Source organism: Paraburkholderia sprentiae WSM5005 (genome assembly GCF_001865575.2).
Classification (GTDB): domain Bacteria; phylum Pseudomonadota; class Gammaproteobacteria; order Burkholderiales; family Burkholderiaceae; genus Paraburkholderia; species Paraburkholderia sprentiae.
On record NZ_CP017562.2, the window covers coordinates 2545617 to 2571139 of the forward strand.

At 64.9% G+C, this 25523-nt stretch carries 18 protein-coding genes; 9 read left to right on the forward strand and 9 right to left on the reverse strand.

What is annotated here, in order from left to right; translation table 11 throughout:
* Positions 1-26 precede the first annotated feature (26 nt).
* The 4 genes from prpC (at position 27) to acnA (ending at position 6065) form a co-directional block, all read left to right on the forward strand.
* Positions 27-1214 (forward strand): bifunctional 2-methylcitrate synthase/citrate synthase, encoded by a 1188-nt coding sequence (gene prpC, locus BJG93_RS28305; protein ID WP_071336618.1) that lies wholly within the window; start codon positions 27-29, stop codon positions 1212-1214.
* 102 nt (positions 1215-1316) lie between these two features.
* Positions 1317-1832: a hypothetical protein gene (locus tag BJG93_RS28310; RefSeq protein ID WP_027194965.1), complete on the forward strand. Its 516-nt coding sequence runs from the start codon at positions 1317-1319 to the stop codon at positions 1830-1832.
* Positions 1833-1856: 24 nt separating this feature from the next.
* Complete coding sequence (locus BJG93_RS28315; RefSeq protein ID WP_027194964.1) at positions 1857-3308, forward strand: bifunctional 2-methylcitrate dehydratase/aconitate hydratase; 1452 nt, start codon at positions 1857-1859, stop codon at positions 3306-3308.
* Between the two features lie 42 nt (positions 3309-3350).
* A complete protein-coding gene (acnA, locus tag BJG93_RS28320; protein WP_027194963.1) occupies positions 3351-6065 on the forward strand; it encodes an aconitate hydratase AcnA in 2715 nt (904 codons plus the stop codon).
* Between the two features lie 137 nt (positions 6066-6202).
* On the opposite strand, the gene BJG93_RS28325 is transcribed toward acnA, so the two are convergent.
* Both BJG93_RS28325 and BJG93_RS28330 read right to left on the reverse strand, forming a co-directional pair.
* Positions 6203-9937, reverse strand: coding sequence for a DUF748 domain-containing protein (locus BJG93_RS28325; protein WP_027194962.1), 3735 nt, complete (start codon positions 9935-9937; stop codon positions 6203-6205).
* Positions 9938-10149: 212 nt separating this feature from the next.
* Positions 10150-11568 (reverse strand): DUF1254 domain-containing protein, encoded by a 1419-nt coding sequence (locus BJG93_RS28330; protein WP_027194961.1) that lies wholly within the window; start codon positions 11566-11568, stop codon positions 10150-10152.
* 240 nt (positions 11569-11808) lie between these two features.
* Here BJG93_RS28330 and BJG93_RS28335 point away from each other — a divergent pair, with 240 nt between their 5' ends.
* Complete coding sequence (locus tag BJG93_RS28335) at positions 11809-12456, forward strand: FMN-binding negative transcriptional regulator (RefSeq protein ID WP_027194960.1); 648 nt, start codon at positions 11809-11811, stop codon at positions 12454-12456.
* Positions 12457-12551: 95 nt separating this feature from the next.
* A complete protein-coding gene (locus tag BJG93_RS28340; protein ID WP_027195370.1) occupies positions 12552-15119 on the forward strand; it encodes a heavy metal translocating P-type ATPase in 2568 nt (855 codons plus the stop codon).
* A gap of 42 nt (positions 15120-15161) precedes the next feature.
* Here the strand turns inward: BJG93_RS28340 and BJG93_RS36145 are convergent, their stop codons facing one another.
* Positions 15162-15284 (reverse strand): hypothetical protein, encoded by a 123-nt coding sequence (locus BJG93_RS36145; protein ID WP_269217465.1) that lies wholly within the window; start codon positions 15282-15284, stop codon positions 15162-15164.
* Between BJG93_RS36145 and BJG93_RS28345 the strand changes: the two genes are divergently transcribed.
* Positions 15283-17256 (forward strand): methyl-accepting chemotaxis protein, encoded by a 1974-nt coding sequence (locus BJG93_RS28345; RefSeq protein ID WP_027195371.1) that lies wholly within the window; start codon positions 15283-15285, stop codon positions 17254-17256. The two genes, BJG93_RS36145 and BJG93_RS28345, sit on opposite strands and share 2 nt — an antisense overlap.
* A 105-nt stretch (positions 17257-17361) precedes the next feature.
* Here the strand turns inward: BJG93_RS28345 and BJG93_RS28350 are convergent, their stop codons facing one another.
* From BJG93_RS28350 to BJG93_RS28370, 5 genes are all read right to left on the reverse strand, one after another.
* Positions 17362-17973 carry a flavin reductase family protein gene (locus tag BJG93_RS28350; protein ID WP_027195372.1) on the reverse strand — a complete coding sequence of 204 codons (612 nt, stop codon included), beginning with the start codon at positions 17971-17973 and terminating at the stop codon, positions 17362-17364.
* 87 nt (positions 17974-18060) lie between these two features.
* The gene (locus BJG93_RS28355; RefSeq protein ID WP_051374256.1) at positions 18061-18936 is read right to left on the reverse strand and encodes a 3-hydroxyacyl-CoA dehydrogenase family protein; all 876 of its coding nucleotides are present in this window, start codon (positions 18934-18936) and stop codon (positions 18061-18063) included.
* Positions 18937-19149: 213 nt separating this feature from the next.
* A complete protein-coding gene (locus BJG93_RS28360; RefSeq protein ID WP_027195374.1) occupies positions 19150-19470 on the reverse strand; it encodes a hypothetical protein in 321 nt (106 codons plus the stop codon).
* A gap of 493 nt (positions 19471-19963) precedes the next feature.
* A complete protein-coding gene (locus tag BJG93_RS28365; RefSeq protein ID WP_162842048.1) occupies positions 19964-20122 on the reverse strand; it encodes a hypothetical protein in 159 nt (52 codons plus the stop codon).
* A gap of 161 nt (positions 20123-20283) precedes the next feature.
* Positions 20284-21612 (reverse strand): hypothetical protein, encoded by a 1329-nt coding sequence (locus BJG93_RS28370; RefSeq protein WP_027195375.1) that lies wholly within the window; start codon positions 21610-21612, stop codon positions 20284-20286.
* A 255-nt stretch (positions 21613-21867) separates the two neighbouring features.
* Between BJG93_RS28370 and BJG93_RS28375 the strand changes: the two genes are divergently transcribed.
* Positions 21868-23001: an AGE family epimerase/isomerase gene (locus BJG93_RS28375; RefSeq protein ID WP_027195376.1), complete on the forward strand. Its 1134-nt coding sequence runs from the start codon at positions 21868-21870 to the stop codon at positions 22999-23001.
* A 301-nt stretch (positions 23002-23302) separates the two neighbouring features.
* A complete protein-coding gene (locus BJG93_RS28380) occupies positions 23303-23506 on the forward strand; it encodes a cold-shock protein (RefSeq protein WP_027195377.1) in 204 nt (67 codons plus the stop codon).
* 132 nt (positions 23507-23638) lie between these two features.
* Here the strand turns inward: BJG93_RS28380 and BJG93_RS28385 are convergent, their stop codons facing one another.
* Positions 23639-25261 carry a methyl-accepting chemotaxis protein gene (locus BJG93_RS28385; RefSeq protein ID WP_027195378.1) on the reverse strand — a complete coding sequence of 541 codons (1623 nt, stop codon included), beginning with the start codon at positions 25259-25261 and terminating at the stop codon, positions 23639-23641.
* Positions 25262-25523 lie beyond the last annotated feature (262 nt).

Sequence of the window (25523 nt, forward strand, 5' to 3'; positions counted from 1 at the left end):
AGCCGGGACACAGGAGAAGGCGGACGATGAGCGAGACGACGCAAGACGCCGGCGCAACGGGCGACAACCAGACGCAAAGCGGCTTCAAGCCGAAAAAATCCGTCGCACTGTCCGGTGTGACCGCGGGCAACACCGCGCTGTGCACGGTCGGCAAGACCGGCAACGATCTGCACTATCGCGGCTACGACATTCTCGATATCGCCAGCGCGTGCGAGTTCGAGGAAGTCGCGCATCTGCTGGTGCACGGCAAGCTGCCGACCCAGGCGGAACTGGGCGCATACAAGACGAAGTTGAAGTCGATGCGCGGGCTGCCCGCCAACGTGAAGGCCGCGCTCGAATGGATTCCCGCCGCCGCCCATCCGATGGACGTGATGCGCACCGGCGTGTCGGTGCTCGGCACCGTGCTGCCGGAGAAGGACGATCACAACCTGCCCGGCGCGCGCGACATCGCCGACAAGCTGATGGCCTCGCTCGGCTCGATGCTGCTGTACTGGTATCACTACTCGCACAACGGCAAGCGCATCGAAGTCGAAACCGACGACGATTCGATCGGCGGCCACTTCCTGCATCTGCTGCATGGCGTCGCGCCGTCGAAGGCGTGGGTCGACGCGATGCATGTGTCGCTGAACCTGTATGCGGAGCACGAGTTCAACGCGTCGACGTTCACCGGCCGCGTGATCGCGGGCACGGGCTCGGACATCTACTCGGCGATCACCGGCGCGATCGGCGCGCTGCGCGGCCCGAAACACGGTGGCGCCAATGAAGCCGCGTTCGAGATCCAGTCGCGCTACCAGACGCCCGACGAGGCCGAAGCCGACATCCGCCGCCGCGTCGGGAACAGGGAAGTCGTGATCGGCTTCGGCCATCCGGTGTACACGATCTCGGACCCGCGCAACAAGGTGATCAAGGAAGTCGCGAAAAAGCTGTCGAAGGAAGCCGGCAATCTGAAGCTGTTCTCGATCGCCGAGCGGCTCGAATCGGTGATGTGGGACGCGAAGAAGATGTTCCCGAACCTGGACTGGTTCAGCGCGGTGTCGTATCACATGATGGGCGTGCCGACCGCGATGTTCACGCCGCTGTTCGTGATCTCGCGTACGGCAGGATGGAGCGCGCACATCATCGAGCAGCGCGTCGACAACAAGATCATCCGGCCGAGCGCGAATTACACCGGACCCGAGAATTTGAGGTACGTGCCGCTAAATAGGAGAAAATAGCGGTCGCTGTGCGCTTCACAGCGCGCGCAGTTCAACCCGCGCGGCCGCCGGACCGGTCGTCCGCGCACTGTTTAATTGAATCCAGATAGAAAGGTTTTCTCCATGAAAAAGCTGATGATCGCCGCCATGATTGGCGCCCTGTCAACGACGATGCTGTCCGTCGCGACTGACGCCGCTGCTGCGGACACGGCCACTACCACAACGAAGAAGCCGGCTACCAAGGCGGTGGCCAAGCGCCCGGAGCCGCGCCGCCTGATCAAGCGCAAGCCGAGTGCGGCGAAGGAAGCGAAGGTCGATCCGATCCCGGACGGCGCGGAAAAGTGGTCGTGCAAGGACGGCCTTGCTTTCGAAATGAAAGGCGACATGAAGCGTGACCAGATCGTCACGGTTCACTGGGCGAACAAGAATTACAACCTGCCGCGCGAATCGACCACGACGGGCGCCGATCGCTTCCACGACGCGGCAACCGGTATGGACCTCGTCGTGATCCCGACGAAGGCCATGCTGTTCCAGGACAAGGACAGCTCGCGTCTCGCCGACGAGTGCAAGACGATCGCCATGGAACAGGGCGCGCCGGCTGCAACGCAATCGAACGCGATCAACAAGACCGGCAACTGATTCTCGCCGCCAGGGAAACCCCCGATGTCCGCCCCGATCTCCAACGCACGACCCGCCCCGGACGCCGTCCTGGTCGATATCGTCGACTATGTGCTGGACTACCGGATCGACAGCGCGCTCGCGCTGGAAACCGCGCGTCATTGCCTGATCGACACGCTCGGTTGCGGACTCGAGGCGCTTACCTACCCGGCCTGCACCAAGCTGATGGGACCGATCGTGGCAGGCACGATCGTCCCCAACGGCGCGAAGGTGCCGGGCACTTCGTTTCAGCTGGACCCCGTTCAGGCCGCCTTCAACATCGGCGCGATGATCCGCTGGCTCGATTTCAACGACACATGGCTCGCCGCGGAATGGGGACATCCGTCCGACAATCTCGGCGGCATCCTGGCGACGGCCGACTGGCTCTCGCGCACCGCCATCGCAGCGGGCAAAGCGCCGCTGACGATGAAAGACGTCCTGATCGCAATGATCAAGGCGCACGAAATTCAAGGCTGCATCGCGCTCGAGAACTCGTTCAACAAGGTCGGGCTCGATCACGTGTTGCTCGTCAAGCTCGCGTCGACCGCGGTAGTCGGCCAGCTGATCGGCCTCACGCGCGACGAGCTGATCAACGCGGTATCGCAGGCGCTCGTCGATGGACAGGCGCTGCGCACCTATCGCCATGCGCCGAACACCGGTTCGCGCAAATCGTGGGCCGCCGGCGACGCGACGTCGCGCGCCGTGCGTCTCGCACTGATATCGAAGACCGGCGAAATGGGCTATCCGTCGGTGCTCAGCGCGAAAACCTGGGGCTTCTACGACGTGCTGTTCGACGGCAAGCCGTTCAAGTTCCAGCGTCCGTACGGTTCGTACGTGATGGAAAACGTGCTCTTCAAGATCTCGTTTCCGGCCGAATTCCATGCGCAAACCGCCGTGGAAGCCGCGCTCATGCTGCATGCGCGGCTCGCCGCGCAGGGCCGGCGCGTCGACGACATTCGCCGCATCACGATTCGCACGCACGAAGCCGCGATTCGCATCATCGATAAAAAGGGACCTCTGAACAATCCGGCCGACCGTGATCATTGCATCCAGTACATGATCGCGGTGCCGCTGATTTTCGGCCGTCTGACGGCTGCCGATTACGAAGATCGGGTGGCGCACGACGCGCGTATCGATGGGTTGCGCGCGAAAATGGAATGCGTCGAAGACCCGCAGTTCACGAAGGATTATCACGACCCGGACAAGCGTTCGATCGCCAACGCACTGACGATCGAATTCAACGACGGGTCGAAGTTCGGTGAAGTCGTAGTCGCATACCCGATCGGTCATCAGCGCCGTCGTGAAGACGGTATTCCGTTGCTGGTCGAGAAGTTCAAGACCAACCTCGCGCGGCGCTTTGCGGTCAAGCAACAACGGGCGATTCTCGATGTATCGCTCGACCAGGCCAAGCTCGAAGCGACGCCGGTCAATGAATACGTTGATCTTTACGTCATCTAGGTTGAGTACTGTAGTTCCGCGATCCAAACCAAGGAAAACACCATGGCCCACAACCTCCACAAAACGCTCAAGGAATTCGACAGCGGTTCCGGCAAAGGCAAGTTCTACTCCCTGCCGCAACTCGGCAAGGCACTGAACCTCAAGATCGACCGCCTGCCGGTCTCGATCCGTATCGTGCTGGAATCGGTGCTGCGCAACTACGACGGCAAGAAGATCGCCGAAGAACACATCACGCAACTCGCGAACTGGAAGCCGACCGCCGCGCGCGTCGACGAAATTCCGTTCGTCGTGTCGCGCGTCGTGCTGCAGGACTTCACCGGCGTGCCGCTGCTCGCCGACATTGCCGCAATGCGCGGCGTCGCGAAGGCCGTCGGCAAGAACCCGAAGTCGATCGAGCCGCTGGTGCCGGTCGATCTGGTCGTCGACCACTCGGTGCAGATCGACCACTTCCGCGAGAAGAACGCGCTCGACCTGAACATGAAGCTGGAATTCCAGCGCAACAACGAGCGCTATCAGTTCATGAAGTGGGGCATGCAGGCGTTCGACACGTTCAAGGTCGTGCCGCCGGGCGTCGGCATCGTTCACCAGGTGAACCTCGAGTACCTCGCTCGCGGCGTGCACAAGAAGGCCGACGGCGCGGACACTGTGTACTACCCGGACTCGCTGGTCGGCACGGACAGCCACACGACGATGATCAACGGCATCGGCGTGGTCGGCTGGGGCGTGGGCGGTATCGAAGCCGAAGCAGGCATGCTCGGCCAGCCGGTGTACTTCCTGACGCCCGACGTCGTCGGTGTGCACCTGAAGGGCAAGCTAATCGAAGGCGTGACCGCAACGGATCTCGTGCTGACCATCACCGAACTGCTGCGTAAGGAGAAGGTGGTCGGCAAGTTCGTCGAGTTCTTCGGCGAAGGCACGCGCTCGCTGTCGGTGCCCGACCGCGCGACGATCGGCAACATGGCGCCGGAATACGGCGCAACGATGGGCTTCTTCCCGGTCGACGAAAAGACCATCGACTTCTTCCGCGGCACCGGCCGCACGGACGCCGAAATCTCCGCGTTCGAAAACTACTTCAAGGCACAGGAGCTGTTCGGCATTCCGGCTGAAGGCGACATCGACTACACGAAGGTCGTCACGCTGGATCTCGCTACGGTCGCACCGTCGCTGGCAGGGCCGAAGCGTCCGCAGGACCGCATCGAGATCGGCCACGTGAAGTCGACCTTCAGGGACCTGTTCTCGAAGCCGGTCGCTGAAAACGGCTTTGCGAAGAAGGCCGCCGATCTCGACGCGCAATACACCACGAGCAACGGCGTGAACGTCAAGAACGGCGACGTGCTGATCGCCGCGATCACGTCCTGCACAAACACGTCGAACCCGAGCGTGCTGCTGGCCGCCGGTCTGCTCGCGAAGAAGGCTGTCGAGGCCGGCCTGACGGTCGCTCCGCACATCAAGACTTCGCTCGCTCCGGGATCGCGCATCGTCACCGAGTACCTGACGAAAACCGACCTGCTGAAGTACCTCGACAAGCTCGGCTTCACGCTGGCCGCTTACGGCTGCACGACGTGTATCGGTAACGCGGGCGACCTGACGCCGGAACTGAACGAAGCGATCACGCAGCACGACATCGTCGCGGCAGCGGTGCTGTCGGGCAACCGTAACTTCGAAGCGCGTATCCACCCGAACATCCGCGCGAACTTCCTCGCGTCGCCGCCGCTCGTCGTCGCCTACGCGATCGCCGGCAACATCACGCGCGACTTGATGACCGAGCCGGTCGGCAAGGGCAAGGGCGGCAAGGACATCTACCTCGGCGACATCTGGCCGACCAGCGATGAAGTCAACGCGCTACTGAAGTACGCGCTGGATGCCGACGCGTTCCGCAAGAACTACTCGCAGCTCACGAAGAAGGGCGATCTGTGGAGCAAGATCGAAGGCGAAGAAGGTCAGGTCTACGACTGGCCGAAGTCGACCTACATCGCCGAGCCGCCGTTCTTCGGCAAGGACTTCTCGATGACGCCGGCTGCCAGCATTGCGCCGGTCAAGGGCGCACGCGCACTGGGCATCTTCGGTGACTCGGTCACGACCGACCACATCAGCCCGGCGGGCTCGATCAAGGAAGACTCGCCGGCAGGCCGCTGGCTGAAGGAAAACGGCGTGCAGAAGGCCGATTTCAACAGCTACGGCTCACGCCGCGGTAATCATGACGTGATGATGCGCGGCACGTTCGCGAACGTGCGTATCAAGAACCTGATGATTCCGGTAAAAGCGGATGGCTCGCGCGTCGAAGGCGGCCTGACGATTCACCAGCCGAGCGGCGAACAGCTGTCGATCTACGACGCGGCGATGAAGTACATCGCCGCCGACACACCGACCATCGTGTTCGCGGGCGAAGAGTACGGCACCGGCTCGTCGCGCGACTGGGCGGCGAAGGGTACGCAACTGCTGGGCGTGAGGGCTGTGGTCGCACGCAGCTTCGAGCGGATCCACCGTTCGAACCTCGTCGGCATGGGCGTTTTGCCGCTGCAGTTCAAGGGCTCGGATAGCGTGCAGTCGCTCGGCATTACCGGCGAAGAAACCTACGACATCGAAGGCCTCGGCGACGACTTCAAGCCGCAACAGGAAGTCACGCTCGTGATCCACGGCAAGGACGGCGACAAGCGCGTTCCGGTGCTGCTGCGCATCGACACGCCGATCGAAGTCGACTACTACAAGCACGGCGGGATTCTGCCGTTCGTGCTGCGCTCGCTGCTGGCTGCTTAAGCCTGGCCGCAACGCATACAGCCTCGCTGTTTTGCAGGGGCTGCGTCCTGTGGAGGGCGCAGCCGACTTTCAAGCCCGACCTCAGGTCGGGCTTTTTTTATGGGCTCACGTCACAGCTCGCGCCACGCAATCACTCATCACTTCAACCCGAAATCGACCCGCGTCGTCGCACCCTTGTCTTTGATGTCGTCGGCATTCATCTTCGGCGCGACGATAAACACGCGGCTGCTGTCGATCTTGCCTTGCAGGTACTGCTGCACGCTCTGCGCGCGTTGCTGCGCGAGTTGCCTCAGGCTCGCGTCGTCGACCGGTGCGTGGGCCGCGAGCGCGGTCTTCATGTCGTCGTCGGGCAGCGTCTTCGTGATGCCGATGAAGTTGCGCGGCTTCTTGAAGTCGGTCGATTTGTAGGCCTTCGCCAGATATTTGTCGTACTCCTGCTGATCGACCGTGACCGTCGACAGATCGACGCTCTGGCCGTTGCCCACCGCGTCCTTGATCTTCTGACGCTTGACCATCTGATCGACGTACCGCGTGCGCAGCGCCGGCTCATCGACCTTTGGATCGACGCGTCCGATCAGGTCCATGCGAATCGACGGCTTGTCGGCGAGCGCCTTCACGATCGTGTCGAGCTTCTGCTTGTCGGCGTCGGTGAGCGTCGCCGAGCCTGCCTCGAACTCGACGTAGCCGAGTTCCTCGCCGTTGCCGCCGACCGCGTGCGCGATCAGCGAGAACGGCGCGGTCACCGCCTTTTCGAGCAGATTGAGCACCGCATGCCATATCAGCCCACCGATGCTGAACTCCGGGTTCGACAGCGAGCCCGAGACCGGCAGGTTCACGTCGATCTCGCCACGCGAGTTCTTCAGCAGCGAGATCGCGAAACGCACCGGCAGCTTGGTCGCGGTGTCGTTGTCGATATGATCGCCGAACGTCAGCTGATCGATGAACAGGTGGTTGTTCGCATTGAGCTGGTCGTTCTCGAGCTTGTAATGCAGATCGACGTTGAGCTTGCCCTTCGTGATCGGATAGCCGGCGTATTTCGCCGAATACGGCGTCAGGTTGGTCAGCTCGATGTCGTGCGCGGTCGCGGTCAGATCGAGCGCCGGTTTCGCGATCAGCGGGTTGACGGTGCCGCGGATCGTCAGCGGACCGTTGGCCGCGAGCTTCGCGGCGACGTCGACCGGCGCGGGTGTGATCGATTCCGTACCGAACGCGCCGATGGTGCCCTGAATGCCGACGAGGTTCGCCGTGTAGTTCGGCTTGACGAAGTTGTCGGTGTAGGTGACGCGGCCCTGTTGCAACACTAGCTGCCCGAAGTGCAGCTTGACCGGGCTTTGCGGCGGCTTCGCGGCCGTGACGGTGGCCACGGGCGCCGCGGCTGCCGTCCGCGGCGTTGGAGCCGATGCCGCGACCGGCGCGGACGCCGCGACCGCTTCCGAGACCGCCGGCGGGGTCAGCGGAATCGGTGGCGTGCCGCCCTCGTGCGCGACCACATCGTTCAGGTTCAGCTTGCCTTGCGCGTCGAGCAGCACGCGTCCATAGAACTTCGAGAACGTCGCGCGGCCCGCGTCGACCACGGTGCCGTGCTCGTCGTAGTCGGCCTTCAGGTTCGACAGCGCGAGCGAGCCCCAGCCCGCGAACGGGGCCGACGTCACCTTGTCGAGCATGCGCACGGCGACGAGCGCCATGTCGCCGCGAAAGTTCGCTTTCAGCGACTTTGCCTGGGTGACCGCAAGATCGCCGTTCGCGTTCAGCAGCGCGCTCGCGAGCGTCGCGTTCAGGTTGCTGCCGAAGTACGGCTCGAACGCGGCCGCGTCGAGCTGGTTTGCGTTGAGCTTGACGGCCAGCTTCAGCGGCGTCGCGGTCACGTCGCCCTTCACGGCGAGCGTGCCCTTTTTGTTCAATGTCGCTTGCAGGTCGACCGGCAGCGGGCGGCTCAGGTCGTCACTGATCTGCCGCACCTTGAGCTGCACCGGCGAAAAGCTCAGCTTGACCGGCCGCGGCGTGGTGTTGTCGGTGAAATCGGCGCTCGCGTCTTTGAGCGTCAATTCGCCGATCTTGTAGCGCCATGCGGGGCCTTCGGCCTGCGCTTTTTTCGCCGCGTGTATCGCCGTTCGCTCCGTCGCCTGTTGATGCGCCCCCGCGAGCGTGCTCAGATTGATGCTGCCGTCTTTCAGGCGCTGCGCGTCGACCGAGAGTCCGGTTACGTCGACGCTCGTTACGTCGGCCGTGCGCGCCGCGACGTCGACCTGCTTGACCACCACGCTGCCCTGCGCGAGCGCGATGGCCGGCGTCTTGTCGCCGCGCGCCGCGAGCTTCACCGTCTGCATGTCCAGCTGCGTGTCCGCGACCGTCAGCGCCATCGGCGACTTGGACCAGTTCGCGTTGATATTCGCCGTCGCGGACAGTGCGCCGTCGAGCGCCTGCGCGGACGTCGCGGTGTCGAGATACGGCTGCAACGGCGGCAACTTCAGCGACTTCAGATCGAGCTTCGCGCTCGCCGTCTTCGCCGCGAGGCCGACCGTGCCGTCGGCGGCGAGCGAACCCGCGCCGTCCTTCAGGTTCGTCTTCAGCGTGTAGTGCGCGGGCGTCGGCGCGAGCGTCGAGAAATCGGTCAGCGTGACCGCGAGGTTTTGCAGACCGGTTTCGACTGGACGCGACGCGGCTTCGTCGCGCACGTTCACCGTGCCGTCGTCGATGGTGAAACGTTTGATCGCGAGGTCGAACGGCGGGGCCGCTTTTGCGGCGGCGGTTTTGGCGTTGGCATTCGCGTCAGTCGTTTCCTTTGCCGCCGTTGTTTGCGGCGCGGACGCGAACATATGCTCGACGCTCAATACGCCGTCCTTGTCGCGCGCGAGACTCGCGCCCGGCGCGTCGATGCGGATATCGTCGAAGTGATAGACGCTCTTCAACGGCTCGAGCGATGCCGCCGCCACATGCACCGCGCGCGCCGCGAAAAACGGCGCCTTGCTCTGATCGCGCACGTCGACGTCGTTCAGATCGACGGTGCCGGCAACGCGCAGCGACGGCGTGTCGTTCGACATCTCGAAGTTCAGCTTCAGGTCGGTGGACAGCTTGCCCGACTGGACGATCACCGGCAGCTTCGACGGCAGGTAGGACACCAGCTTGGGCACGTCGAGCTCGTCGAAGCGCAGCGACACTTCCGACTCGCGCGACGCGGCGAACGGCTTGGTCCTGCCGTCGATCGCGAGCTGACTGTTGCCGTCGATGCGCGCGCGCAGCAGCGGCTCGACGAAGATATCGGTCTTCGACGGCAGAGTCGCGATAAACGGAATGCCGAGCTTCCATTGATCGATCACGTGGCTCGTGCCGAGCAGTCGGTCGTCGAAGCTGATCTGGCCGTTTTCGACGCGAATGTTGGAGACGGAGAACTGCGTCGGTTTGCTGTTCGGTTTTGCCGGCTGATTCGCGAACTTCTCGATCAGGTCGGTGAAATTAAAGTGCTGCGCATCGAGGCGAACGATATGAAAGCGTGGCGAATCGACCTGCACTTCGTCGACGATCGGCGCGCCGCGAAACAGTGAACTCCACGACGGCTTCACGATGAGCCGCGAAATATCGACGAACTCGCCCGCGCCGCCGCGCTCGCCGATATGCACGTTGTCGGCTTCGAAACGAAGGGTGTACGGGTTGAGCGCGATGCGGCCGATCGACGCCGGCCGGTCCAGCTGCTTGCTCAGTTGCTGGCTCGCGATGTGGCGAATCAACGGCGGCGCCGCGAAAAAGCCGAGCAGGCCGAACACGACGACGACGATCAGCAGACCGACGAGAATCCGTCGCGTACGGTGCGACTGCGCGACTGCTCGCACGGACCGCATGGAGGAGGCTAACGATGTTTTATTGAGGCTTGCCATGCTCGATGTGGAGGAATGCGGCGGCAAGCCCGCCGCGAAAAAAACAGGAATCCCGCAAGCGGCAGTATAAGTCTTGAATCAATCGTTAGACAGGAATGTCAGGCGCTCTCTGACGATTCGTGCTGCTGATCGATTCGCTTTTCAGCGATGCAGATTTGCGCGAGCGTTAGATAACAAAACCGACGGCGCGCGGTTTGCGCGCGCCGTTCACATCATTGCCGCACGACGGGCGGCGGCTGCCAGCTGCCGTCGGTCGCTTGCGGCTTCGGCGCATACAGGCGCAGCACCAGCCGCATGTCCGCGCGCGGTGCGGGCAGCCAATTGCCGGTCCGGCTGCGCGTCGACGACACGACCACGTCGAGCGAACCGTCGCGGTTGCGGCGCGCGCCATTGCGATCGCCGACCGCGAGCCGTGTCGGCGCGTTCTCGCTCAGCGCGCCATCCTTCGTGTATGCGGTGATCGACCAGAAGCCGCGCACCGGCGGCAACTGGTTCGCCGCGAAGTGGATCACGTAGCGATTCGCGCCGTTCAGCGTGTTGCCGTCGCTGTCCTGCGTGACGAACGCTCGTACTTCGTCGTCCTTCGTACCGATGCCCAACTGCGTGCTCGCCGCATAGGCGCGCAGCCCATAATCGGGACCGTAGTTGCCGACGGCGTCGCCGAACCAGCTCCAGCCGTTCGCGCTCAGCAGATTTGACGGCGGCGAGGCGACGCGTTCGCGACCGTCGGCGAGACCCGCCGCGAGCGCCTCGGACGATTTCGGCAGCTTGACTGGATCGCCCGGTGTGACGCCGAGATCGGTGAGGAATTTGAGCGCGTGCGGATCAGCCGGTGTCGGCGGATTGTCCGGCAACGCGTCGGCAAGACGGCCGAAGAAGCCGCTCGCGTCGAGCGCGGCGACCTGCTGCGCCGGCGTGCCGCTCGCGCCCGCGACGGCGCCTGTGTAACCGCGCGTCGGCACCACCGGCTGCGCGTCGCCGTCGAACACGCTCAGCGGCTCCAGACGGATCGCGCGTTGCAGCTTGCGCACCGCGTTCAGATCGCGTGCGCCGTTCGACTGGATGCGCACACTGATCCATGCGTTGCGCGTCGGCACTTCGACGCGCGTCGCGCCCTTCGGCAGCTCGCCCTTCCAGCCCGGCGCGACGAACGCGATCGTCTGCGCGCGCAGACCTTTCGCGGCGCCCGTGGCCGCGGCAAGCTGCGGCCCGGTCGACCACGCGACGTTGGTCCACATATCGAGCACGCGCGCATCGACGTAACGGCCATGTGAATCGGGTAGCGCCAGGATCACCGGCTCGGCGGCAAGATCGAGCCAGCCGGTCGAGTCGAGCGTGTCGAGGCTCGGCTGCGGCGGGTTGGTCGCGCCGATCGGCGGTAGCGCCTGGGTGTGGCGCAGCGTGTTGAAAGGCGCCTGGCCCGGCTCGGTGCCGACCGCCGCATCGCGCGCGGCGCTCATCAGCACGAGCGGATAGCCGAATACGTACGAGTCGGCGACTTCGTCCTTGATCCAGCCGGTGCTTTGTCGTGTCGCAGTGGGGGTCGACGCGCAGCTTGCCAGCAGTGCGAGAGCCGCGAGCGATGCGCAGGTTCGTTGAAGCAAAAACAGTTCTCGGCGATTTTTTATCATTCGTTCAGAGGGCGGAACGTGCAGTCGTATGGGAGATGCCGGTGTGCAGCGCCAGGTGCATGCGCGGTTCTCCCGAAACACTGCGCAGCGATTCCGCCGATTGCGATTCCGACAACATCGCGTTGTATCGTATCCTTGCTAACCAGGCAAGCACAAAGCAGGGAATTGTGGCTGGCAGCGCGACCCGCCGACTTGCCGATTCGCCCCACTGTTTCGTCGTCCTGCGTTCGGAGCGCTTCAATGTACATGCCCGCCCATTTCGAAGAGAACCGTCCAGAGGTTCTTCACCGTCTGATCGCCGAGCAGCCGTTCGGCGCGCTGATTACGAACGGCCCCACCGGGCTCGATGCGAATCATTTGCCGTTCGAGGCGCAGACGGACGCGATGGATTCGTCACATCTGGTGCTGCGCGCGCACGTCGCGCGCGCGAACCCGGTCTGGCAGGAAGCCGCGACCCATCCCGAAGCGCTCGTGATCTTCCAGGGGCCGACCGCGTATATTTCGCCGACCTGGTACCCGAGCAAACACGAAACGCACAAGCAGGTGCCGACGTACAACTATATGGTCGTGCATGCGCATGGCAGGATGGTGGTGCGTGACGATGAATCGTTCGTGCGCGGCCTCGTCGCGCGGCTCACGCGCAAGATGGAAGCCGGCGAGCCGGTGCCCTGGAAGATGAGCGACGCGCCGGCCGACTATATCGCGCAGATGCTCGGCGCGATCGTCGGTATCGAGATCGAGGTGACGCGGCTCGTCGGTAAATGGAAGCTCGGCCAAAACAAGGCGGCAGAAGACCGGCGCGGCGCGGCGCAAACGCTGCTCGCGCGCGATAGCGATCAACAGAAGGCGGTGGGACAGGCAATGCTCGACGCGCCGCCGGCATTTTGACGGCGGCCGCATAATCCGGCCTTGACCTTCCCGTCATGGGAAGGTCGATACTGGATTGGCAATGCGGCCCAATGCCGCCACGAGCCTTGCCTGCCATGACCGGACTTGCCAACCCGCAGCGCCCCGCCGGCGCTTCCTCTTCCTCCTCGCCCACGCGCATCGTCGAACTCGAGATCGGCGGGATGACTTGCGCGTCGTGCGCAAGCCGCGTCGAAAAAGCGCTGACAAAGCTGCCAGGGGTGGCGCGCGCGACGGTGAATCTCGCGACCGAGCGCGCCCGCGTGGAAGGCGACGCGACGCTCGAGTCTCAGCAACTGGCCGATGCCGTGCGCAAAGCCGGATACGAAGCGACGCCGGTCGCGAACGCCGATATGGGCGCGCACACCGCGACGCAAACCGCGACACGCGCCACCACGTCGGGAACCACTGAACTGGAGATCGGCGGCATGACCTGCGCCGCCTGCGCGTTGCGCGTCGAGAAAGCGCTCGCGAAGGTGCCTGGCGTCGCGCGCGCGTCGGTCAATCTAGCGACCGAAACCGCCACCGTGCATCCGCAAAGCGCCGCATCCGCCGATGCCAGCGCGCTGATCGCCGCCGTCAGGCAAGCCGGCTACGAAGCGACGCTGAGCGCGCCGCCCGCTCCCGTCGCCCCAGCCGATACGACCTCACCCACCACCGCGAGCGTCGAGCGCAAGCGGATTCAAACCCGCCGCGAGCTTGCAAGCGTCGTCGCGTCCGCGCTGCTGACGGTGCCGCTCGTCGCACCGATGTTCGGCGAATGGTTCGGCCTTCACGCGACGCTGCCGCCGTGGCCGCAGTTCGTGCTCGCGTCGATCGTGCAGTTCGTGTTCGGCGCGCGCTTCTATCGCGCCGCCTACCGCGCGGTGCGCGCTGGCGCGGGCAACATGGATCTGCTGGTCGCGCTCGGCACATCGGCGGCGTATGGCATGAGCGTCTACGAACTCGCGATGCATCCGGGCGACACGATGCATCTGTACTTCGAGGCATCGGCGGTCGTGATCACGCTGGTGCGCTTCGGCAAATGGCTCGAGGCGCGCGCGAAGCGCCAGACCACCGACGCGATCCGCGCGCTCAACGCGCTGCGCCCCGAGCGCGCGCGCATCCGCGACGGCGCCGTCGAACGCGAGGTGCCGCTGGCGCAGGTGCGGGTCGGCACCGTGGTGATCGTGCGGCCGGGCGAGCGCGTGCCGGTCGACGGCGCGGTGTTCGAAGGCCGCACGCATATCGACGAAGCGCTGATCACGGGCGAAAGCCTGCCGGTGCCGAAGCAGGCCGGCGACGCCGTCACGGCCGGCTCGATCAACGGCGAAGGCGCGCTCGTGGTGACGACCACCGCGATCGGCGCGGAGACGACGCTCGCGCGCATCATCCGGCTGGTCGAAAGCGCGCAGGCCGAGAAGGCGCCGATCCAGCGGCTCGTCGACCGCGTCAGCGAAGTCTTCGTGCCCGCGATTCTGGCGATCGCCGCGCTGACGTTGATCGGCTGGCTGCTCGCCGGCGCGGGCGGCGAAACCGCCATCCTGAACGCCGTCGCGGTGCTGGTGATCGCCTGCCCGTGCGCGCTCGGACTCGCGACGCCTGCCGCGATCATGGCCGGCACCGGCGTCGCTGCGCGCCACGGCGTGCTGATCAAGGACGCGCAAGCGCTGGAAATCGCGCATCGCGTGTCGATCGTCGCGTTCGACAAAACCGGCACGCTGACGCTCGGCCAGCCATCCGTCACGGCGTTCGAGCCGGTCGGCGAAATGAGCCGCGACGAAGCGCTCGCGCTCGCGGCGGCGGTGCAGCGGCATAGCGATCATCCGTTGGCGCGGGCGGTGGTGCGCGCGTACGAGGCTCAGTTCGGGCAAATTGCCGGCGCTGACAAGGGCGGGCTCAGCGCCACCGCCGCTCGCGCCGTCGCCGGCCGGGGCGTCGAAGCCGACGTCGACGGCCGCACGCTCGCGCTCGGCAGCACGCGCTGGCTGCGCGAGCTCGACATCGCGCTGCCGAGCGCGCTCACCGACCGCGCGCACCAACTGCAAACGGCCGGCAACACGGTGTCTTGGCTGATGACGCGCGCGCCTCGCGCTCCCGAAGCGCTCGCGCTGATCGCGTTCGGCGACACGGTGAAGCCGAGCGCGCGCGCGGCCGTCGCGCGGCTCGCGCAGATGGGCGTGCGCAGCGTGCTCCTGACAGGCGACAACCGCGGCAGTGCGGCGAGCGTCGCGTGGGCGCTCGGCATCGACGAGTTCCACGCCGACGTGCTGCCCGACGACAAGGCCCGGGTGATCCGCGACCTGAAGATGCGCCACGCCGGTATCGTCGCGATGGCGGGCGACGGCATCAACGACGCGCCCGCGCTCGCCGCCGCCGACATCGGCATCGCGATGGCGACCGGCACCGACGTCGCCATGCACGCCGCCGGCATCACGCTGATGCGCGGCGACCCGGCGCTCGTCGCCGACGCGATCGACATCTCGCGCAGAACCTGGCGCAAGATCCAGCAGAACCTGTTCTGGGCGTTCGTATACAACCTGATCGGCATCCCGCTGGCTGCGTTCGGCTTGCTGAATCCAATGCTCGCGGGCGCGGCGATGGCGTTTTCGAGCGTCAGCGTCGTCACGAATGCGCTGCTGCTGCGGACGTGGCGAAACGCGTGAAACGCGTCCGGCCGCGCCGTCGATCAGGCACGCTGAGCATCGCTAGAAGACCTTCTCGCATTCGCGCGTATTAAAGGCCCCGTCTCGCAAGCCGTAAACCAGTGAATCGATGCCGTTTCCGGCCGCATCACGCGCATCGCCTGTCCCTTTTACGCGCTTGCCCATGAACTTTCTCTTGTTGCGCCGCGCCAGCGTCGGCGCACGGCTTGCCGTGCTCTCCTGCGTGCTGGTCGCGCTGATTTTCTCCGCCTTCGCGTGGGCGCTCGCGCGCGCCGCCGGCGAGCAGGTGCGCGATCAGGTACTCGAACGCATCACCGAGAAAGACCGCTCGATCACGGCGATGATCGCGCTATTCGACAAGGCGCTGTCGGCTGAAGTCGATCGGTCGATGGCGCTATTCGCGAGCTTCCTGCCCACCGATTTCTCGCTCGACGAGATACAAAAAGTCGACATCGGCGGCACCGCGGCGCCGACTTTCAAGGCCGGCGGCAAGGTGCTGAACCTCGACTTCACGATTCCCGACCAGTTCCTCGAGCGCAGCGGCGCCGTCGCGACCATTTTTGCGCGCAACGGCGATGACTTCGTGCGCGTGACCACGTCGCTGAAGAAGCAGGACGGCACTCGCGCGGTCGGCACGCTGCTCGACCGCAAGGGACCGGCGTATGCGCCGCTGCTCGGGAACCGCTCCTACACCGGCCTCGCCACGCTGTTCGGCAAGCGCATGATCACGCAGTACCGGCCGATCGCCGACGCGAGCGGCCGCGTGATCGGCGCGCTGTTCGTCGGTGTCGACGTGGACAAGGAGATCCAGTCGGTCGAGGACGGCATCCGCGCGCTGAAGATCGGCGCGAGCGGCTACTACTTCGTGCTCGACGCGTCGGGCGGCGCAGAGCGCGGCAAGCTGCTCGTGCATCCGGCCGCCTCGGGCCAGAAAGCCGACGACGCGAACGCGCCCTATCAACGCATGCTCGATATGAAGCAGGGTGAGCTCGACTACCGCTCGGCCGACGCGACGCTCGGCGAGAGCGACGCGCGCGACAAGTTCGTGTCGTTCGTCACGGTGCCGCAGTGGCAGTGGCTCGTCGGCGGCGTCGCGCCGCGCGACGAAGTGATGGCTGAAGTCGTACGCACCCGCAACGCGTTCCTGCTGCTCGGCTTGGCGCTCGCCGGCCTGTTCGCGATCGTGTTCCTCGTCGCGGTGCGGCGGCTCGTCAGCCGTCCGCTCGACGAAGCCGCGCGCGCGTCCGAGCGTCTCGCCGCGGGCGATCTGAGCGTGCGCGTCACGCAGCACGGCCGCGCGCGTGCCGACGAGATCGGCCGCCTGATGCTGGCGATCGACGGCATCGGCGAGGGGCTCGCGCGCATCGTCGCGCAGGTGCGCAACGCGTCGGCCGACATGTCAGCGGGCACCGAGAAAATCGCCGCCGGCAGCGGCAACATCGCGATGCGCATCGCGACGCAGGCGAGCAGCCTCGAGGAAACCGCAGCGAGCATGGAGCAGATCACGTCGACCGTGCAGCAGAACGCCGATCACGCGACCGAGGCGAACACGCTCGTCACGCATGCCGCCGACGCCGCGCTCGAAGGCGGCCGCGCGGTCGAGCGCGTGGTGTCGACGATGGGCGAGATCGGCCGTTCGTCGCAGAAGATCGCCGAGATCACCACGGTGATCGAGGGCATCGCCTTCCAGACCAACATTCTTGCGTTGAACGCGGCCGTCGAAGCGGCGCGCGCGGGCGAGCACGGCAAGGGTTTCGCGGTCGTCGCGACGGAAGTGCGCGCGCTCGCGCAGCGCAGCGCGGTGGCGGTGAAGGAAATCGAGGGGGTGATCGCGGCGTCGAGCGCGAACGTCGACAGCGGTTTTCGCATCGCCGAAGAAGCGAGCGCGACGATGCAGGGAATCGTCACGCAGGTCGGCCAGATCCGGGCAATCATGAGCGAGATCAACGTCGCGTCACGCGAGCAATCGGGCGGCATCGAGCAGGTCAATCTGGCGGTCACGCAGATCGGCGAGGCGACGCAGCAGAATGCGACGATCGTCGGCGACGCTGAAGCCGCGGCGGCCGAATTGCGCGAACAGGCTGCGCGGCTCGCGCAGCTGGTCAGCGTGTTCAGGCTCGAAGGCGAGCGCGGGTGACGGATCTGCCTGGAAGCGAACGGCGCTGCAACCGGCGCGGTGGAGCGCCAGTTGCAAGCATCGAGCAGCGGTACAGCTAATCCGTGAAGCTAATGCGCGGCGGGTTCAGGCCGTCGGCCGGAACATCTGAAACATCTCGCCGATCTGCGCATAGTCGGCGCGATAACCCGCGCGCATGATCGGCTGCGCGGCGTGCGTGTCGAACAGGCCGTCCTTCAGATACGCGTCGTCGATATGCACGCCGACCACCTGGCCGAGCGACAAATAGTTGTCCATCGGCTGGCCGTCGACGTCGTGCAGACGCACGATTTGCAGCAGTTTGCATTCGAGCGCGGCCGGCGATTCGGCCACGTGCGGCACCGCGACATTGCGGCCCGGTGCGGGTGTGAGCCCGGCCAGCGCGAACTCGTCGACGTGCGGCGCAACCGGCGCCGACGAACGGTTCATCTGCTCGGCAAGCGGCCGGGTGGCGAGATTCCACACGAATTCCCCGGTCGCCTCGATGTTGGCGAGGCTGTCCTTGCGGCCCTCGCTGCTAAAACCGATGATCGGCGGAAAGGTCGCGAACGCGCCGAAAAAGCTGTACGGCGCCAGGTTGAGCGCGCCTTCGGGATCGCGCGATGAAATCCAGCCGATCAGCCGCGGCGCGACGATCGCCTTGAAAGGATCGTGCGGCAGGCCGTGACCGGCGGCGGGGTCGTAGAAGTAGTGGGACATGATGGTCTCGGGGTTCGCTGATGATTCGTGCGACAGTTAGCGCGAAAGCAGCGCAGAAGCAGGCAAGGAACGGCTATTCATACCGCACTAGCCGCGCCCGATCACGCGCTTGCGTCCTGCCTTGACCCGCGCTATGCGCGCTTCGTCCCAGTCATGAAACCCGGCCCCGCTGCGCACCCCGACACGCCCCGCGTCGACCTGCGCACGCAGCAGATCGATGACGTCTTCGTCCTTTGCGAGTTGCGGCATCAGATGCGACGCGATATCGACGAACGTGTCGAGTCCCCCCATATCGGCGCCCTCGAACGGTCCGACGATGCCCCAGCGGCGCCCAAGCGAAGCCTTCATCACCCGATCGACGACCTCGGGCGTCGCCGCGCCCGAACGGACGATGTGCAACGCCTCGCGCAGCACCGCGAACTGCAGCCGATTCCCGACGAAGCCCGGAATCGCCTTTGCGAGCACGACCGGTTCCATGCCGATCGCGCTCATCAGTCCGGCGGTTTGCTGCACGACTTCGGGCGCCGTCGCGCTGCCGGGTACGATCTCGACGAGCGGAATCATGTGCGGCGGGTTCCAGAAATGCGCGATCACGAAACGTTCTTTCGCGCGCAGCGGTGTGGCGAGCTGATCGGGCGGAAAGCCGCTCGTGTTGCTTGCGAGGATCGCGTCGTCGGCGAGCAGCCCGGCCAGCTTTGCGTAAAGTCGATGCTTGAGTTCGAGCACTTCCGGAATCGCTTCGACCACGAAGCGCGCCCGCGCGATCGCGTCGAGTTGCGCATGCGTTTCGATGCGCGCAAGCGCCGCCTGTCTGGCAGCATGATCGATCCGGCCCGCGTCGATTAGCTCGTCGAGCACGGCTTCCGCTTTCGGCGCGACGCTCGCGAGCCGCGCCGGATCGACGTCGTGCACGATCGTCCGGTACCCATGCAACGCGGCCTGCGTCGCAATGCCGACGCCCATCAGCCCCGTGCCCACCACCCCTATCGCTACATCCTGCGTCGTCGTGTTCACACGCGCTCCCGCTGCCGTCGATGAAAGCTCCGAAGCATAGCGCAGCACGCGCAATGCCAGGGTGGACTTGCACCGCCCAGATGCGACGAAGCCGGCCTTCCCGCGGAGGGAAGACCGGCTTCGTGGACTCGCGCCGCGCGGGACGGCGACGTCAGGCGCGCATTAGTAGCGCGGCGGCGGGCGGTGATCGTCGCGATCGTCGCGGCCGTCGCCGCGGTGGTGCGGATCGTAGTCATGCGGATGGTGGCGCATCCAGTCATCGTGTTGCCAGTAGCGGTGGCCGTCCCAATAACGATCGCCGTGCCAGCCGATGTTGATGGATACGCCCACCGGCATCATATGCGGTTGACCGTACACGACCGGCGCCGTGTGGTCTTCGACGATCACGCGGTCTTGCGCGAATGCGCTACCGGCCGCGACGAATGCGCCGCCCGCGAGCAGCGTTGCGATAAGCGAGCGAGATGTGTTGCCCAAGGTTTTCATATTGACCTCCCGTCAAAGTTTTATTCAAGGCCGGCGTCCGCGTTTGCTGGGTCATACGATTGGCTTGGTTCGCTTCGTTAGTGACCTGAACCGGACGCCGTACGCTTGAGAGCCACTTTAGCGGGCTGAACCGCTCGGAGACGTGACCACTTGTAAGCGCGCATTTCATAGGTGGGGAGTGATGACGGAAACCCGATTTCGCTTCTGAGCCTCCTTCAGCAAGGCTCAACGGGGCGACGCTTTTCTTCGACTCGCTGCATCGGCCTGAAGGCTGGTTACATTCATTTCGGGCCCGAAATATTTCGCAAGCGTTGTGCCTCGGGAGTGTCGAGCGCTGACATTGCCGCTCTGGCAGCGGAGATGGCGTGCGTCGCATGGCAGCGTCTCCAAAACAAAAGCCACCATTCGCATTCGCGAATAGTGGCTCAATGGAACGCACATCGAGGTGCGTGCCTTGGCGCGTTGTCCCGCGCTCACGGCAGTGCGGCTGGTATCAGTCGGTCAGCTTGATGCCGAACAGCGTGGCCTGCGCGCGGCGCACACGCTCCGCTTCACGGGCACGCGCTGCGTACGAATAGTCCGAATCCAGCGGCAGATGGGGCGACGCAAAGAGGTCGCTGACCTTTTGGAACAGTGCAAAGATGTAGCTCATGGCGACTCCCGGTTAGTGACTGCATTGCTAGGGTTTTCCCTTAACCGTGATTATAGGGTTTTTCCCTAGGCAAATGCTAGTGCGCTGCAGCAATTTTCCGTGCGGCGGGTATCGCACGCTTGCTGCGCGGGGATTTGTTGCATCCAAACAACGTCCCCGATTTAACGATTGGACGAGTGGCCGTGCGCAGCGCGGGCGTGTCTCGCATGCGTCGGCGTAACGCCGGGCTGCGGCGACGCGGTGGTGTTCGTCGCGACGGGCGCCGATGCTCCATTTCCTGTCGCCGTCGCTGCCATCGCTGTGCGCGCGTCGAGCAGGCTCACCATCGCGGCTTGCTGGGTCTGCATCATCTGTTCGGTTCGGTATTGCTGGGCCGTCGTCTCGCGCGTGAGGCGCATCAGCAGCAGCGTCTGCGCAATGCCGATCGCCACTGTCGCCAGCAGCGCACAGACCACGATCGACAGCATCCATTTCATGCGCCGCGAATGATCCGTCGCGGCGCGGCGTTGATCGGCGATCACGCCATAAAGCGCATCGACGGTATCGGCGAACGCGGTGGCACGCGCGCGGTCGAGTTCCGGCTCCGAGCGAAGCGCGGCGCCTGCCCCGTCGGTGCGGCGCGCGTCACGCCACGAAGCGGCGATTCCCGCGCGGTTGTCTGCGGACGCCGGCCGGGTGGCCGAGGGCCTGTCGTGCTGTTGCGCGGTTGCAGCCTCTGAGGAGGCGGACTGCGTACGGGTCGCGGGCTCGTCAGACGACCGGCTCGCGCTGCTGCCATCGGTCGCGGCGGACGATGTAGCCGGAGCCGCGGACGCGCCGCGCGATGCCGTCGCCGCTTTGGCGAAACTCGCAGCGAAACGCTGCTGCGGCTTGCCTGCGCCCGCCGCCGCGGCCGACTCCGCTTCGGCCGCCTGGCGCAACGCGGTCACGCTGCGCGCGACGGTCGCGGCGGCCATCGCCGGGTTGAGCGGTGAGGATGGCTCGCGCGACGTTACGGTGCATTTGTCGTCAGTGTTTGCTTCCGCGTTCGGCGCTCCGTCGTCGGGGGCAGTGTTCGCGGCATTGTTTGCGCGCGCCTCGGCAGCCGCCATCACCGGCTCGGCATCGAACCCGCTCAACTGCTCGTTCACCGAGACCAGTGCATCCAGCTTCGCCACCCGCGGTGCGCGGCGCGCCGCCTTGTCGACAGACGCGTGTTCGTCCAATGCGCCGACCGCCTGCAGCACCACGTCCGGCAATTCGAAGCCGTGCAGTGTGCCCTGGCGAACGTCGATGTTCATCGCCTCGAGCGTCGCGCGAGTCGGATCGTCAGGGAATAGCTCGAGCGTGCTGTCGTCGCGCGCGATGCCGCTCAGTTGCGCAAGGTGTTGCGCCGAGCGCGCGGCGCGCGCCAGCTTGTTTTCGGTTTCGGTGGAAAGCGCGCCCTGGCGCTGCTTTTTCGAAGCGACGCGCCGGGGCTTGGACTGCGGGGATGCTACTGAGTCTGCCATAGAGAAAAGAGCGGTCATCGCCGGGAACGGGGCGCCGGATGCCGCTCGTCATTGCCATTGTGGAATATTTAGAGCCAGCATTGTCGCATGGCGCTCCGCCTGCGCCGAAGCCATTCCCCGACGATTTGCGCCCGTTCACGCCCACTCGCGCCTTTCACGCCCTCGCGTTGCTGTCAGCGCGAGGGGTTTGCTTTATGCTAGGCCGCACACTTGCCTCGTCACACTGCGCACCTTGCGCGCCCGAACCATCCGAACATGCCAAGCACGACCCCTGCCTCCCCTTCGACGACCACCGCCGCGACCGCGCTGCGCGAGCACTTCGCGAGGGTGGTGCTGCCGATGTGGCACGGGCCCGGCTTCAACGAGGCGCTGCAGCTGCCCTACGAAGCGCTAGACGCCACCGGAGATCAGCCGCTGCGCGCGCAGCGCTATCGGGCGATGGCGTGCGCGCGACAGTTGTTCACGTATGCGCAAGCCGGCGACATGGAACACGCGAGCGTGCTGTTCGATTCGCTGACGCGCACCTTTCGCGACGCCGACCACGGCGGATGGTTCTACAGCGTCGACGCGCTCGGCGCTCCGCTTGACACGACCAAGGACCTCTATACGCATGCGTTCGTGGTGTTCGCGTGCGCGGAATACGCGCGGCGCTCGGACAACCCCGACGCGTTGAAGCTCGTGCACGGCACGACCGCGCTGATCCAGTCCAACTTCGCGGCCGACGGTGATCTGTTCAACGCGGCGCTCAACGTCGATTTTTCAAAAGTCACCGGTACGCCGCTGCAGAATCCGCTCATGCATCTGACCGAAGCGTGGCTCGCCGCCTGTGAAGCGACGCGCGACAACGTGTTCGCCGCCGCGTTGCGGCGGCTCGCGGGCGCGGTCGCGCGACACTTCGTGCATGCGCCGAGCGGCTGCATCGCCGAGTTGCCGATCGGCGCGAGCGGCAACCGTCTGGAGCCGGGACATCAGTTCGAGTGGTATTGGCTGGTCAGGCAGGCGGGCACGCTGTTCGACGGCACCGGCCTCACCGAAGCGCTGGCGCGTGCGTTCGCTTTCGCGCGACAGCATGGTGTGGACCCGGACAACGGCGGCGTCTGCGCAGCGCTCGACGAGGCCGGCAATGTCAGCGACCCGACCCAGCGGATCTGGGCCCAGACCGAATATCTGCGCGCGCTGGCCAGTCACGACGATCCCGCCGTGCGCGCGGCGCTGCCGCAACAGATCGCGCGTTTTCAGCAATGCTTTTTGCATGAACGCGGCTGGTTCGAGTGCAAGACGTCGGCCGGCGGCATCGCGCGCGCCGATATGCCGTCAACCACGCCTTACCACTTGGCGACCGCATATGCGGCGCTGCCGCTCGCCGCCGAGTCGAGCGCAGGCGATTAGTCGAATTTGGAATAGCGATAGAGGAAGTTGGACGTTCGATCGTCCCGATAGAAAGGCGGCACGTCTCGCGATGAGGCCGCCGCGCTGTCGCGAGAAAATTCAATGTCGGTGGTAAACCCTGACGCAAAAAAGTTCTCGTCAGACGTTCTCAAAGCGCGAAAAGACACCAAAACCGGGGAATACCCGGATGCAGGTTCATTGGCGTCCGTCATAAAGACGTGATACAACTCTTCCCTCGCGCTCGCTCTTGCACCGAGCAAGGGGGTCGCGATGCAATACACAACATTTATTTGGATCAAAAATGGCAACAGGTACTGTTAAGTGGTTTAACGATGCAAAGGGCTTTGGTTTCATTACGCCGGACGACGGCGGTGAAGACCTGTTCGCGCACTTCTCGGAAATCCAGTCCTCGGGCTTCAAGTCCCTGCAGGAAAACCAGAAAGTGACGTTCGAAGTCAAGCAAGGCCCGAAGGGCAAGCAAGCTGCGAACATCCAGGCGGTCTAAGTACCTTCGGGTACTTGAGACGAACTTGGACGTTACGATAAGCGCCTCTACAGGCCCTTGCGTCTAATGCAAAATGGCTCGCTTTGCGCGAGCCATTTTCTATTTTCTGCCTCGTTTTTAAGCGTCGCTGCTTTAAATCGATTGCATCCGGGTTACGGTGAATTCCGAACTCGTGGCAGGCAATGCCGCTGACTGTTGCGTCCGCAACACACTTTCCGAAATCTCGAACACGGAAACAGCCTGTTTCAACTGCTCGGTTTGCTGATGCAGCGAAGCGGCCGCCGCCGCAGCCTGCTCGACGAGCGCCGCGTTCTGCTGCGTCATCTCGTCCATCTGCACGACCGCCTGGTTCACCTGTTCGATGCCGGTGCTCTGCTCGAGCGACGACGCGCTGATTTCGGCCATCATCTGCGTGACGCGCGAGATCGACGCCGACACATCGCTCATTGCTTCGCCGGCACGCTCGACAAGCGTCGAGCCGCCCTGAATTTCCGCGACCGACTCGCTGATCAGCGTCTTGATTTCTTTCGCCGACTGCGCGCTGCGTTGCGCGAGGCCGCGCACTTCGCCGGCCACGACCGCGAAGCCGCGGCCTTGCTCGCCCGCGCGCGCGGCCTCGACGGCAGCATTCAGCGCGAGGATGTTGGTCTGGAACGCAATGCCGTCGATCACCGAGATGATCTCGGCGATCTTGTCCGAGCTCTGCGCGATGCCGCGCATCTTGTCGACCACCTGGTTGACGACTTCGCTGCCGCGCGACGTCGCGCCGAGCGCGGTCTCGGCGAGCGCGTTGGCTTCGCGCGCGTGATCGGCGTTCTGGCGCACGGTCGCTGTGAGTTCTTCCATGCTCGACGCCGTTTCCTCCAGCGACGCCGCCTGGTTTTCGGTGCGCGCCGACAGATCGGCGTTGCCGGTCGCGATTTCGTTTGCGCCAAGATGAATCGAGTCGGCCGATTCACGCACGCTCTTGACGGTGCGCGCGACGCTCGCCTGCATCGTGGCGAGGCCCGAGAACAGGCGGCCGATTTCGTTGCTGCCGCGCGCGGCGATCGGCTGATCGAGACGGCCTTGCGCGATACGCTCGAAGTGGCGGCCGGCCTCCTCGAGCGGCGCCACGACGCCACGGCGCAGCGCCGCATACACGGCGAGCGTGCCGGCAACGAGTACGAGCAAAATCACCACGCTGACGATGCGAAACGCCGCCACGCGCGCATCAATCGAATCGAGCGACGCGCGGCTCGCGGCGTCGCCGAATTGCTCGAAGTTGTGCACTTCGGCCAGATAGGCGTCTTGAAACGACTGCGTCGGCTGATCGAGGAAGGCCTGGATGTTGTTCGAGTCGAGGTATTGCACGAGCTCCGCGAGCGCGCCGTGCAGCGCCTTGTAGCGTTCGGCGAGCGCGGTGGCGCGCGCGCTGTTGTCGTCGCTGGTCTTCTGCGCGCTGATGAAGGCCGCGAACGACTGATCCGCGGCGACGAGCTGTTCGCGAGCGTGCTGCACGATGTCCGTGGGCTCGGTGCCGCCGCGCACCATGCGCGTGCCGGCGCGCGACAGATTGATTCGCGCGTCCATCAGGCGCTGCGTCGTCTGGTTGACCGTCTCGACCTGCTTCAGCGCGATGTTCGACAGATCGCCGACGTCGTCGTGCGTGCGTGTCAGCGACCAGAAGCCCAACCCTACCGTGACGAGCTGGAAGACGCAGAACGCGGCCAGAACACATAGCAGGCCGGATGCGACCTTGATCTTGCTGAACATCGTGGACACCTTGGAACAAAGCATGACGGGGGCTAGACCAGGGTTAACGGCAGATCGATCGACGGCTTAAGGCCAATTCTCGCAAAAAGCGGTCTACGTGCGGGTTTCCTCGGCGATCGTCGCGATTGCGATTGTTTTGCGCAACAATGCGCCGCTCATTGCGATGAATCACCTTGCGCAGCGCAGCGGCACTTCCTAGAGTGGGTAGGGACCGCGCGGCACGCGCCGCGCGGATGCTCCGTTGCACCGATGCACCACACCG